Genomic DNA, 12,946 nt, shown 5'->3' with positions numbered 1-12,946 from the left:
CGCTGGCTCAGCGCCAGCCAGCGTCCACGAAATATTCGTGTCCCGTGCACATGCGGGCGTCGTCCGACGACAGGAACACCACCATGTTGGCCACGTCGTGCGGCTCGACGCGGGCCTTAATGCATTGCAGGCCGAGCATGCGCGCCTCTTCGTCCGGCGTATGCCACAACTTCATCTGGCGCGGCGTGCGCACGCCGCCCGGTACTACGCAATTCACTCGAATGCCAAACGTTCCCAGGTCGCGAGCCAGCGAGCGGGTCAGGCCTTCGATGCCGGCCTTGGCGGTCTGGTAGATGGCGAGGTCCGGAAGGGCCAGATGCCAGGAGATCGAGCCCAGGTTGATGATGGCGCCGCCGCCGGCCGCCTTCATGTCCTCGACCACGGCCTGCGCGCAGAACAGGTGATGGCGCAGGTTCACAGCGATGCGGTCGTCCCAATACTTCTCGGTGATTTCCTGCACCGTGTGACGGTCGTCGTTGGCCGCGTTGTTCACCAGGACATCGATGCCGCCACCCAGATCGGCACGCACGCGAACAAACGTTTCGCGGATCGCGTCGATGCTCTTCAGATCGCAGCGGTAGTAGCGAGGCGGCGTGGCGCTGCTGGATTCCAGTTGACGCTCCAGCTGCTTGGAGTCGTCATCGGCGATGTCGAGAAACGCCACTCGCGCGCCCTGGCGGACGAACGATTCGACGATGGCCGCGCCGATGCCGGAGCCGCCACCGGTGACAACGACACGCTTGTTACGAAGCGAGGGATAAACGGTGTGAGACATAAAATGAGCTGAGCCTGAGCTTAAGTGGAGCGCTGGGCCAACAAGCCCCGGCTGGCGAGATTCCGCATCAGATGACCGATGCCGTGGGACCACGGCGGCGCCTGGTCCGAAGTCGTGAGTTTGTTTTCCAGCGTGCCCAGGTGAGGCGAGGACACGCGCACGATGTCGCCGACTTTGTGCGTGAAGCCGCGGCCGGCCACATCGCGATCGTCGGTGGGAGCAAACATGGTGCCGAGGAACAGCGCGAAGCCGTCCGGATACTGATGCTGGCTCAGGGTCTGCTCGACCAGCTCCAGCGGATCGCGGCTGATCAACGACATGGAGCTGCGGCCTTCGAGCTTGTAGCCCTCGGGCCCTTCGACGGTCAGCGACACCACGGTCTGGCGCACGTCGTCGATGCTGAAGGTCGAGTCGAACATGCGGATGAAGGGGCCGATGGCGCAGGACGCGTTGTTGTCCTTCGCCTTGCCGAGCAACAGCGCGCTACGGCCTTCGATATCGCGGAGATTCACGTCGTTGCCGAGCGAGGCGCCCAGCGTGCGGCCTTTCGCATCGCACGCAAGCACGATCTCGGGCTCGGGATTGTTCCACTGCGATTCCTTGCGCACGCCGATCCAGTCACCCCAGCCCACCGAGGAGAGCACCGGCGACTTGGTGAACACTTCGGCATCCGGACCGATGGCCACTTCCAGGTATTGCGACCACAGGCCGTCGGCGATCAGCGCTTCTTTCAAGCGAACCGCGGTGGCCGAGCCGGGCTTGACCGAGCGGATGTCGGCGCCAACACGTTCACCCAGCGCATCACGGATGGACTGAGCTTTGGCGTAGTCGCCACGGGCGCGCTCTTCGATCACGCGTTCCACCGCCGAGACGGCGAACGTCACGCCGCAAGCTTTTACGCATTGCAGATCTACCGGCGCGAGCAAGCGCGTCGACGCATCCGCGCCGCCGTTGAAAGCAGCCGACAACGGCAGCTGCTCGAGCGGGCCGAGGTCATCGCCAGCTGGCAGGGTGCCGTTCCAATTGTTGAGCAGGTCGGAAACCGTCGGCGCGACTCGCGACACGTCGCGAACGTGGCCGCGAGTGATGACGACTGGGGTCGGGCCGGCGGCCGTGGCGATGCGGCCAACCAAGGTGGCCTCACGCCAGTCCGCCGGAAGATGGGCAAGTAGTCTCATAAATAGATCGTTCAGAGCGCGTTAGCAGTGCTGGCCTTGGAGGCAGCCTCGGAGCTCGAGTGGTCCTGCGGCTTTTCCATCCACAAGTGCTGAATGGCTTCCAGGCTGTGACCCTTGGTCTCGGGCACGAAGCGCCACACGAACAGCGCGGCGAGAATGCTCATCACGCCGTAGATCCAGTAGGAGAAGCCGTGGTTGAACATCGCGTTCAACGCCGAGTTGCCGTCCAGCACCTTGAACGACCAGGAAACGAAAAGGTTCGCGATCCACTGCATGGCCACCGCAATGGCCATCGCCTTGCCCTTGATCGGGTTCGGGAAGATTTCCGCCAGCAGCACCCACACCACCGGGCCCCACGAAAGCGCGAAGCCGGCGATATAAGCGACGACCGCGACCAGCGCGGCGGTGCCGACGTTGTGGCTGTTGAACAGGAAGCCCAGCGACAGCATCGAGATCGCCATCACCACGCCGCCCAGGATCAGCAGCGGCTTGCGGCCCCAGCGATCCACGGTCACCAGCGCGACCAGTGTGAATACGATGTTGGCCACGCCGACGATGATCGTTTGCAACAGCGCGCTATCGGTCGAGGCGCCCATGTTCTGGAACATCAGCGGCGCGTAGTACAGCACCGCGTTGATGCCGATGAACTGCTGGAACACCGACAGCATGATGCCGACGAACACCACCAGTGCACCGAAAGCAAACAACTTGCCGGTGCGCTCGTGCAGCGATTCGTCGATCTCTTTGAGCACGACGCGGGCTTCGGCTTCGTTCGTCAGGCGCGCCAGAACGTCCCGTGCCTCGTCCATGCGGCCTTTCATCACCAGCCAGCGCGGCGTTTCGGGCACCAGCAGCAACAGGCCGAGGAACAAAGCCGCCGGCAACGCAGCCGACAGCAGCATGAAGCGCCAGCCGGTCGAGAGCACCCACTGGTCGTCGCCCTGCGAGGCGATGAACCAATTCACGAAGTACACCAGCGTCATGCCGACGACGATGGCGACCTGCTGATAAGTGACCAGCTGGCCGCGCTGTTTCGGCGGAGCAATCTCGGCGATATATAGCGGCGAGAGCATCGAGGCCACGCCGATGCCAATGCCGCCGAGGATTCGATAAAGAATGAACGAGGTGAGCGCTTCAGGCCCCTCGCCGCCAATGCCCAGGAAGCCGAATTCCGGGTAGGCGGAACCGGCCGAGGAAAGGATGAACAGCACGGCCGAGACCATCAGGCCGCCGCGACGGCCGATCTTCTGTGACATCGGGCCGGCCAACGCGGCGCCGATCACGCAGCCGAGCAAGGCGCAGGAAATGGCCCAACCCGACAGGCTGGCTGCGCTGGTTTCCGGCAGTCCACGGGGCAGGATGAAGTTATGGTCGATGGCGCCGACCGCGCCGGAAATGACAGCCGTGTCGTAGCCGAACAGCAGTCCACCGAGTGCGGCGACGAACGCAAGTCCACGCACCAGCGTGGGATTCAGCTCGGCCTGGGAAATCCCCTGTGACATAAATTGCGCCCCCTGAGATGACGCCTATGGGTAGATTGGCGAAGCGAGGCTCTCAATGGCCTCATGCTGATGGACGAGCGTAGTGATAGCGCTATCAAAATTCAAGCGCGACCTTGCCTTACCAGAACGTAGGACGAGGGGAAGGAAATGCGCTCCGAAGCGCGGAATCAGCCTGGGCCGGGGGCGGCCACCGAGTCGCGCTTGACCAGGACGTGAGCCACGACGTGATCGACCACCACCCGGGCTTCGCCGTCCTTACGGCGACGAATGCTCCGTAGCAGCAGGTCGATGGAAGACGCCGCCATCGCGGCGATCGGCTGACGGATGGTGGTCAGTTCGGGCCAGACGGTGGTCGCGGTCGGCGTATCGTCGAAACCCACCACGGATATGTCGCGCGGTACATCCATACCCCGGCGGTGAGCCACCGACACGGCGGCCGCGGCCATGTCGTCGTTGCTGGCAAAAATGGCTGTTGGCGGCTTCTTGCGCGCGAGCAGTTTCTCCGCCGCTTCCAGGCCGGAGCGATAGGTGAAGAACCCTTGCTGAACCATGGTCGGATCGACCGGTATGCCGGCCGCCGCCATGGCCGCCTGGAAACCTTCGTAGCGCAGGGCGCTGGCGGTCTGATTGGGATGGCCTTTGATGAAGGCGATGCGCGAATGTCCGAATGAAATCAAATGCTCGGTCATTTCTTGCGCTGCGCGAAAGTCGTCGATGCGCACGCCGGAAATGTCCGGCTGGAAGCGCCCGGAAGCGATGGCGACCACCGGAATTCCCGCAGCCACCAGTTCGGAACAAACGGCTTTCGATTCGCACAAAGGGGGCGGAAGAATCACGCCGGCCACGCTCTGGGCGATCTTGCGAGCGGCGGCTCGTTCGGTCGCGCGCGTCATGTGATCCCAGGTATCGAGCACCAGTTGCGTTGCCGCCTTGCTGGCTCCGTCGAGCGCGCCGACCAGCAACTCGCTCAAGTAGGCCGAGCTCGGGTTTGTATAGATCAATGCGATCCGGGTGCCGGACGCGGCGGCCAGCGAGCGAGCGGCGGCGTTCGGTGTGTAGTTGAGCTCGCGCACCGTGCGCATCACCAATTCGCGAGTCGCGGCCCGCACATTGGCGTTGCCGTTGACCACGCGGGACACGGTCATCGGCGAGACGCCGGCGCGCTGGGCCACTTCGTGAATGGTGACAGCGGCGCTTTTACGGCGTGTCGAAGTGGCCGAGTTGCGGGCTTTGCGAGGTGCGTTTTGCATGCAGGTTGTAGGTGACGGGCCCGATGGGCTCATGAATTCAGCACATTATTGCCTCGGAGTCGGGAAGGGTGGAAGCGCGTCGAGCGCCCGTGTTACCGTTACCAAAACTCCGGTTAGCCGATGGTAGGGGGAAGAGATGGCGCCAGGTCATCGTTCGTTGGGTGGCGGATGCGCGCCTTTGTTTCGAGCAGTCATGTCTATTTGGGCGCTGTGCGCGGCGCTTTTCATGCAACCCGCCGCCGCCGAAGATGGCTATGAGCTCTGGCTCCGCTATCGCCCGCTACCTGCCGATCAGCGCGATCGTTATGCCGGAGCCACGACTCAGCTCGTGATGCCGACTCCTTCGCCGACCCTCGTTGCCGCCAAGGACGAATTGTTGCGCGGGTTGAACGGCTTACTGTCGCAACAGCCTGCTGCCGTCGAGAGTGTGTCGGCGCCCGCATTGGTGATCGGCACGCCACAGTCGAACGCGCAGATTGCTCAGTTCGATCTGGGCTTGAAGGGGCTGGCGGCGCAGGGTTATGTCATTCGTCACCGGCCCATCAATGGCCAGGCGACCGTGATCATCGCGGCCAACGACGATGTCGGTGTGCTCTACGGCGTGTTTCATTTCCTGCGGGTGCTGCAGACCCAGCAGCCGTTGGGCAACATCAACATCACCGAGTCCTCGCGCATTCAGCTGCGCATGCTGAATCACTGGGACAATCTCGACCGCACCGTCGAGCGCGGTTACGCGGGCTTTTCGCTGTGGGACTGGCACAAGCTGCCCGACTATCTCGACCCGCGCTACACCGACTATGCGCGCGCCAACGCGTCGATCGGCATCAATGCGACGGTGCTGACCAACGTCAATGCAAACGCGACGATGCTGACTGCGCCGTATCTGGAAAAGGCCGCGGCGCTGGCGAACGTGTTTCGCCCGTATGGCATCCGGGTGTTTCTAACGGCGCGCTTCAGTGCTCCAGTCGAAATCGGCGGCTTGAAGACGGCGGATCCCGCCGATCCCGGTGTGCAGCAGTGGTGGAAAGCAAAGGCTGCCGAGGTCTACAAATTTATCCCCGATTTCGGCGGGTTCCTGGTCAAAGCCAACTCCGAAGGGCAGCCGGGCCCGCAGGATTACGGCCGCACTCACGCCGACGGCGCGAACATGCTGGCCGACGCCGTCAAACCGTTCGGCGGCACGGTCATCTGGCGTGCGTTTGTTTATTCGCACGAGCAGCCGGACGATCGCGCCAAACAGGCCTACGACGAGTTCGTGCCGCTCGACGGCAAGTTCCGCGACAACGTGCTCGTGCAGGTGAAGAACGGCGCCATCGATTTCCAGCCGCGCGAGCCGTTCCATCCCTTGTTCGGCGCCATGCCGAAGACGCCGCTGGCCATGGAATTCCAGATCACCAAGGAATATCTGGGCTTCGCGACGCATCTGGTTTATCTCGGCGCGTTCTACGAAGAAGTGCTGCGTGCCGACACCTATCGCCCGCGTCAGGGTTCGACGGTGGCGAAGATCCTCGATGGCTCCGTACATAACTACGCGCGCACGGCAATTGCGGGCGTGGCCAACATCGGCACCGATCGCAACTGGAGCGGCGCGCAGTTCGAGCAGGCGAACTGGTATGCCTTCGGGCGCCTCGCCTGGAATCCGATGCTGTCGTCCAAGGACCTCGCCGAAGAATGGGTGCGGATGACGTTCTCGAACGATCCGCAGTTCGTAAAGCCGGTGGTCGCGATGATGATGAAGTCGCACGAGGCGGTCGTCGATTACATGACGCCGCTCGGCTTGCATCATTTGATGGGACGCGGTCATCACTATGGACCGGGACCGTGGGTCGAAGGCGGTCCGCGCGCCGACTGGACTTCCGTTTACTACCATCGCGCCGACGCCAACGGCATTGGCTTCGATCGCACCAAGACGGGCAGCAATGCCGTCGCTCAATATGCGCCGCCCGTGGCCGCACAGTTTGGCGATCTCAAGCGAGTGCCGGAGCAGTTCCTGCTGTGGTTCCATCACGTGCCTTGGGACTACCGCACGAAGTCCGGCCGCATCCTATGGGACGAGCTGGTGTATCGATACACGCGGGGTGTCGACACGGTTCGCGAGATGGAAGGCACGTGGCAAGGGCTGGCGCCGTTCGTCGATGCCGAACGTCACCACGAGGTCGCTGCCTTCCTGAAGATTCAGGAGAAGGAAGCAAAGTGGTGGCGCGACGCCAGCATCGCTTACTTCCAGACCTTCTCGAAGCGCCCGCTGCCCGCAGGTTTCGCGCCTCCTGAGCACTCGCTCGATTACTACAAGTCGCTCGAGTTCCCGTACGCGCCGGGACATCACTGATCATGAGGACTCGCTGCATGTCGAAGTGGATCCCGGGCGCGCTGTTGGCAGTACTCTCGACGACAAGCGCGAATGCGGCTCCGCTGCTGCACGACCTGTTTCAGGATCACGTGGTCCTGCAGCGGGAGCAGGCGATCAATGTTTGGGGACGCGCCGAGCCGGGTGAGTCGCTCACCGTGACGTTGGCGAGCTCGAGCGTACAGGCGAAGGTGGACGCGACGGGGAGTTGGCGAGCGAGCCTGCCAAGCATGAGCGCGGGCGGTCCTTATCAGCTGTCCGTCGCCGCCGCCTCGGGCGAAAAGCAGGTCGTCGACGATGTGATGATCGGCGACGTGTGGTTGTGCACGGGCCAGTCCAACATGGTCCTGCAAGTCCACCGCGCGCTCGATTCTCGTTCGGAGATCCTCAACTCGACGAACGACTCCATTCGCATGCTGACCGTGCCGTTGGCGAACAATCCGGTTCCTCAGTACGGCTTTGCCAGTCCGGTGAAATGGTTGAAGGCGTCGCCGCAGACAGTGCCGGAGTTCTCGGCCGTTTGTTTGTATTTCGCGCGCGAGCTGCAGAAGAAAGACAAGGTGCCGATGGGCTTGATCGCCGCGGCCTGGGGCGGATCGAAGATCCAGTCCTGGATGACGGCGCCGGCGCTTCGTTCGATGGGCGGTTATGAGGGCGCGCTGGACGCGCTGGCGCTGTCGAGCAAAGACCCGATCGCTGCGAACGCTCAGTGGGCCAGCATTTGGGAAGGCTGGTGGCGCGAGCGCACCAAAGATCGTCCGGGCCAGGAGCCCTGGAGCGCAAAGCCCAACGGCGAGTGGAAGCCTGCACCGGTGGAGCGCGGCTACTGGGAAGAGTGGGGCGTGCCCGAGTTGGCCAAGTACGACGGCATGCTGTGGTATCGGACGAATGTGACTTTGACGAAGTCACAAGCCGCGCAGCAAGCCACGCTCGCCTTGGGGCGCGTCGATGAGTCCGATCAAGTTTGGATCAACGGCCGCCTGGTGGGGGCCGCGGGCCCGGGCGGCGAAAAATCTTATCCGCTGCCGCCGAAGGTGCTGCGTGCTGGAGAGAACACGGTCGTCGTCAGCGTGCTCGATACATACGCGAGCGGCGGTCTGCCCGGTTCCATGGAAAGTCGTGCAATTCGCTTCGCCGATGGCTCGAACGTCTTGCTCAACAAGGAATGGCGTTACCAATTGCCGCCGGCCAATGCTGCGTATCCGTTGCGTGCGCCCTGGGAGGCAACTGCCGGATTGGGCGTGATCCACAACGGCATGATCGCGCCGCTGTCGAATCTCAGCCTGCGTGGCGTCGTTTGGTATCAGGGCGAATCCAATACCGATGAAGGCGATCAGTATCAGGCGCTGTTGACCCGATTCATGGCCGATTGGCGCACGCAGTTCGGTGCGAGCGTGCCGTTCTTCGTGGTGCAACTCGCGGGCTACGGCCCGGCCTCGACAGAGCCGACCGAAAGCGGCTGGGCGAAGACGCGCGAAGCGCAGCGCCTCGCGGTGAAGGCAGATCCGAATGCGGCTCTCGCGGTTGCCATCGATCTGGGCGAGTACACCGACGTTCATCCGGCCAACAAACAAGAGGTCGCGCGGCGGCTTGCTCGTGCGGCTCGGCATGTTCTGTACAAGGACACTGCTCCCCCGTCCGGCCCTGTGCCGGCGAGCGCGCGTCGCGAGGGCGACGCTGTTTCGGTTGAATTCGCGGATGTCACCGGAAAGCTCGTGGCCTACAGCGCCGCGCGTCCGATCGGCTTCGAAACCTGCGGCGCTGCTGCGGGCACCTGCGAATACGCCGAAGCGACGATTCAAGGTCAGCGCGTGCTGTTGAATAGCGCGAACTCAGGGACTGCGACGCGCGTCCGTTATTGCTGGGCCGACAGCCCCGTGTGCACGTTATATGACACGGCGCCGCTGCCGGCCGGTCCGTTCCAGATCGAGGTCAAATGATGAAGGTCGAGAAAGAGTCGCCAGCAGTGGCCGGCTCGAGTCGGGATCGCGAGATCGTCGACGCCAAGGTGATCGTGACTTGTCCGGGTCGTAATTTCGTTACGTTGCAGATCGTCACGCGCTCGGGAATCACCGGGCTCGGCGACGCCACGCTGAACGGTCGCGAGCTGGCCGTCGCGGCCTATCTGCAAGAGCACATCGTTCCCAACTTGATCGGCAAAGATGCCGGTCGCATCGAAGACACCTGGCAGTTTTTCTATCGCGGCGCGTATTGGCGTCGTGGCCCTGTGACGATGACGGCGATTGCTGCTGTCGACGTGGCGTTGTGGGACATCGTTTCGAAGCTCGCCGGTCTGCCGCTTTATCAAATGCTCGGCGGTCGTTCGCGCGAGGGTGCGCTCGTCTACGCGCATGCCAACGGCCGCGACATCGCTGAGACCAGCGATGAAGTCGCTCGCTACATCGGAATGGGATTTCGTGCGGTCCGCGCTCAGTGCGCAGTGCCCGGATTGGCAAAGACGTACGGCATTGCCAGCGGCGGTAAGGCTTATGAGCCCGCGGAAACGCAGCTGCCGCTGGAGACGTTGTGGTCGACGCCGAAGTATCTGGAGATCGTGCCTAAGCTGTTCGAGCAGTTGCGCATCGATCATGGCAACGAGGTCGAGCTGCTGCACGATGGTCATCACCGCATGACACCGATCGAGGCGGCGCGTCTGGCGCGGAGCCTCGAGCCATACCGCCTGTTCTGGCTGGAAGATGCGACACCAGCGGAGAATCAGAAGGCATTCGAGCTGATCCGGCATCACTCCGTAACGCCGCTCGCCGTCGGTGAGGTGTTCAACTCGATCTGGGATTGCAAACATCTGATCGAGAATCAGCTCATCGACTACATCCGCACGACCATCGTGCACGCGGGCGGCATCACGCACGTCCGTCGGCTCGCGGACTTTGCATCGCTGTATCAAGTGCGCACGGGTTTTCACGGCGCGACCGATCTGTCGCCGGTGTGCATGGGCGCGGCCCTGCATTTCGACACCTGGGTGCCGAACTTCGGCATTCAGGAGTGGATGCATCACGCCAAGGAGACCGACGAAGTGTTTCCGCACGACTATCGTTTCAGCGATGGCCGGCTGCACTGTGGCGAGTCGCCGGGACACGGCGTCACCATCGACGAAAAACTCGCGGCGAAGTATCCGTACTCGCCCAAACAACTACCTATCGCTCGTCTGGAAGACGGCTCAATGTGGGATTGGTAACCATGCGCTACATGAAGTCGGGATCGACGAAGCTTGCCTTGACCGTTGCCGCACTGCTGTGCGTTTCGTTCTCGGCAGGCGCCGAGCAGCCTGCATACAAGGATTTGAACAAGTCGTTCGAGGAACGTGCGGCCGACCTGGTGTCCCGCATGACCTTGGAAGAAAAGATCGCCCAGTTGGGCAACGCCGCGCCTGCCATTCCGCGGCTCGATGTTCCCGAGTACGAATGGTGGAATGAAGCGTTGCACGGCGTCGCTCGCGCCGGCGCGGCGACCGTGTTCCCGCAAGCTATCGGGCTCTCCGCGACCTTCGACGAGAAGATGATGTTCGAGATCGCGACTGCCATCAGTGACGAGGCGCGCGCCAAGCATCATGAATTCGCACGTCGCGGTCTGCGCAAGCGCTATCAGGGCCTGACGTTCTGGTCCCCCAACATCAATATCTTCCGCGATCCTCGCTGGGGACGCGGACAGGAAACCTACGGCGAAGATCCATGGCTCACTGCGCGCATGGGCGTCGCGTTCGTGAAGGGCTTGCAGGGCGACGATCCGAAGTATCGGAAGGTCGACGCCACCGCCAAGCACTTCGCGGTGCATAGCGGGCCGGAGGCGGATCGACATCACTTCGACGTGCATCCGAGCGAGCGCGATCTGTACGACACCTATCTGCCTGCGTTCCAAGCGCTCGTTCAGGAGGGCAAGGTCGCGTCGGTGATGGGTGCATATAACCGCGTGTATGGCGAATCGGCTTCCGCCAGTCCGCGGCTGTTACAGCAGATTCTTCGCAAGGACTGGGGCTTCGATGGCTACGTCGTCTCGGACTGCGATTCCATCGAGGACATCTGGAAACATCACAAGATCGTCGCGACGGCGCCCGAAGCCGCCGCGCTGGGCGTGCGCTATGGCTGCGAGCTGGACTGCGGCAAGACCTATGACGCTCTCCTGCCGGCCGTGAAGCAGAATCTGATCAGCGAGAAAGAGATCGACGCCGCTGTGGGCAAGCTGATGCTGACGCGCTTTCAGTTGGGCATGTTCGATCCGCCCGAGCGTGTACGGTGGGCGCAGATTCCATATTCGGTCAATCAATCGGCGGAACACGATCAGCTGGCGCGGCGGGCAGCGCAGTCATCCATCGTGATGCTGAAGAACGACGGCATGTTGCCGCTTTCGCGCGATATCAAAACGCTGGCTGTCATCGGTCCGACAGCCGATGAAGTCATGTCGCTGCTCGGCAATTACTACGGCACGCCGGCGGCTCCAGTGACGATTCTCCAGGGCATCCGTGAGGCAGCGGGCAAGCAGACGAAGGTGATCTATTCGCGTGGCGTCGACCTGGTCGAAGGACGCGAAGAGCCTCGCGCGGTGCCGCTGATCGACGCGAACTTCCTGCGGCCCGATGCAAATTCGAAAGAGCAGGGCCTCAAAGGCGAATACTTCCGGGGGCGCGACTTTGCGGGCGCGCCGGTGATGACGCGCGTCGATTCGCGAATCGCGTTCCGTTGGGATCGCGGCGCGCCGACCGATGACCTGGCTGCGCGAGGTGAGCTGTCGAATGCGCAGGCGCTGGCCGGCGATGACTTCAGCGTTCGCTGGACCGGTCAGTTGCTACCGCCGACTTCGGGCAAGTACGAGCTGGTCGTGGGTGCGAACGATGGTGTGCGTTTGTATATCGACGATCGCCTGATCGTGAACGGCTGGGATCAGAACGAGCGCGTGAAAAGTCACAGCGCGAGCGTGGATCTCGAAGGCGGGCGGGCCTATCGCATCAAGCTCGAATACTTCGAAGACATCCGCGACGCCGAAATCCGCTTGGGCTGGCGACGCCCCGGCGCCAAGGCGCCATTCGAAGAAGCAATGGACGCCGCACGCGCCGCCGATGCAGTTGTGTTCGTCGGCGGTCTGACGGGCGATGTCGAAGGCGAGGAGATGAAGGTGAGCTATCCGGGCTTCGCCGGCGGCGATCGCACCGATCTGCGCTTGCCCGGCAGCCAGCGAAAACTGCTCGAAGCGTTGCAGGCCACGGGCAAGCCGGTTGCGTTGGTGCTCACGGGCGGCTCGGCGCTCGCGGTCGATTGGGCGCAGCAGCGTCTGCCTGCGATCCTGATGGCATGGTATCCGGGTCAGCGCGGTGGCAATGCGGTGGCGGATGTGTTGTTCGGCAACGTGAATCCGTCGGGTCGCCTGCCTGTCACGTTCTACAAAGAGAACGAAAAGTTGCCGGCGTTCGATGACTACGCCATGCAGGGCCGGACGTATCGTTATTTCACGGGCCAGCCGTTGTATCCGTTCGGCCACGGGCTTTCGTACACGCGCTTCGAGTATTCGAACCTGAAGCTGGATCGCGCGAACGTCGCTCCGGATGGAACGATTCAGGCGTCGCTCACGGTGAAGAACGCGGGCTCGCGGGCCGGTGAGGAAGTCGTTCAGCTGTACGTTGCGCCGAAGGACTCCAAGCAGCAGTGGGCCAACAAAGATCTGCGTGGTGTGAAGCGCGTTGCGTTGAAGCCGGGCGAGGTGGGCAATGTCAGCTTCACGCTCGAGGCGTCCAGCGATCTGCGTCACTATGACGTGAACGCCAAGCGTTACACGGTCGATCCCGGCAAGTACGAAGTGCAGGTCGGTGCCTCGAGCGCGGACATTCGCGCCCGACAGACATTTGAAGTGAAACGCTAGTTCGAGGCAATGGCGTCCGCCGGCAA

Annotated in this window: 8 protein-coding genes; 4 read left to right on the top strand and 4 right to left on the bottom strand. The window is 62.8% G+C overall.

What is annotated here, in order from left to right:
* Window positions 1-7: 7 nt before the first annotated feature.
* The 4 genes from GYH35_RS19120 to GYH35_RS19105 form a co-directional block, all read right to left on the bottom strand.
* Complete coding sequence (locus GYH35_RS19120) at window positions 8-775, bottom strand: SDR family NAD(P)-dependent oxidoreductase (protein ID WP_161812930.1); 768 nt, start codon at window positions 773-775, stop codon at window positions 8-10.
* A gap of 20 nt (window positions 776-795) precedes the next feature.
* Entirely contained in the window at window positions 796-1,953 is a 1,158-nt protein-coding gene (locus tag GYH35_RS19115) for a fumarylacetoacetate hydrolase family protein (protein WP_161812931.1), read from the bottom strand.
* Window positions 1,954-1,964: 11 nt separating this feature from the next.
* Window positions 1,965-3,455, bottom strand: a complete 1,491-nt coding sequence (xylE, locus tag GYH35_RS19110; protein WP_161812932.1) for a D-xylose transporter XylE — start codon at window positions 3,453-3,455, stop codon at window positions 1,965-1,967.
* Window positions 3,456-3,622: 167 nt separating this feature from the next.
* Window positions 3,623-4,705: a LacI family DNA-binding transcriptional regulator gene (locus GYH35_RS19105; protein WP_161812933.1), complete on the bottom strand. Its 1,083-nt coding sequence runs from the start codon at window positions 4,703-4,705 to the stop codon at window positions 3,623-3,625.
* Between the two features lie 136 nt (window positions 4,706-4,841).
* On the opposite strand from GYH35_RS19105, the gene GYH35_RS19100 reads away from it, so the two are divergent.
* The 4 genes from GYH35_RS19100 to GYH35_RS19085 are packed head-to-tail and all read left to right on the top strand — an operon-like array spanning window position 4,842 to window position 12,920.
* A complete protein-coding gene (locus GYH35_RS19100; protein ID WP_161812934.1) occupies window positions 4,842-7,034 on the top strand; it encodes an alpha-glucuronidase family glycosyl hydrolase in 2,193 nt (730 codons plus the stop codon).
* Window positions 7,035-7,051: 17 nt separating this feature from the next.
* Window positions 7,052-8,992 (top strand): sialate O-acetylesterase, encoded by a 1,941-nt coding sequence (locus GYH35_RS19095; protein WP_161829243.1) that lies wholly within the window; start codon window positions 7,052-7,054, stop codon window positions 8,990-8,992.
* Complete coding sequence (gene manD, locus GYH35_RS19090; protein ID WP_161812936.1) at window positions 8,992-10,248, top strand: D-mannonate dehydratase ManD; 1,257 nt, start codon at window positions 8,992-8,994, stop codon at window positions 10,246-10,248. Before GYH35_RS19095 ends, manD begins: the two co-directional genes overlap by 1 nt.
* A 2-nt stretch (window positions 10,249-10,250) precedes the next feature.
* Complete coding sequence (locus GYH35_RS19085) at window positions 10,251-12,920, top strand: glycoside hydrolase family 3 C-terminal domain-containing protein (RefSeq protein WP_161829242.1); 2,670 nt, start codon at window positions 10,251-10,253, stop codon at window positions 12,918-12,920.
* Window positions 12,921-12,946: the final 26 nt, after the last annotated feature.

The organism is Steroidobacter agaridevorans, from assembly GCF_009932555.1.
Taxonomy (GTDB): domain Bacteria; phylum Pseudomonadota; class Gammaproteobacteria; order Steroidobacterales; family Steroidobacteraceae; genus Steroidobacter; species Steroidobacter agaridevorans.
This window is presented reverse-complemented; position numbering and strand designations above follow the sequence as displayed.

Bases quoted from the DNA above. Each gene is read 5' to 3' on its own strand.
- GYH35_RS19120 (WP_161812930.1), bottom strand. From the start codon at position 775: ATGTCTCACACCGTTTATCCCTCGCTTCGTAACAAGCGTGTCGTTGTC.
- GYH35_RS19115 (WP_161812931.1), bottom strand. From the start codon at position 1,953: ATGAGACTACTTGCCCATCTTCCGGCGGACTGGCGTGAGGCCACCTTG.
- xylE (WP_161812932.1), bottom strand. From the start codon at position 3,455: ATGTCACAGGGGATTTCCCAGGCCGAGCTGAATCCCACGCTGGTGCGT.
- GYH35_RS19105 (WP_161812933.1), bottom strand. From the start codon at position 4,705: ATGCAAAACGCACCTCGCAAAGCCCGCAACTCGGCCACTTCGACACGC.
- GYH35_RS19100 (WP_161812934.1), top strand. From the start codon at position 4,842: ATGGCGCCAGGTCATCGTTCGTTGGGTGGCGGATGCGCGCCTTTGTTT.
- GYH35_RS19095 (WP_161829243.1), top strand. From the start codon at position 7,052: ATGTCGAAGTGGATCCCGGGCGCGCTGTTGGCAGTACTCTCGACGACA.
- manD (WP_161812936.1), top strand. From the start codon at position 8,992: ATGAAGGTCGAGAAAGAGTCGCCAGCAGTGGCCGGCTCGAGTCGGGAT.
- GYH35_RS19085 (WP_161829242.1), top strand. From the start codon at position 10,251: ATGCGCTACATGAAGTCGGGATCGACGAAGCTTGCCTTGACCGTTGCC.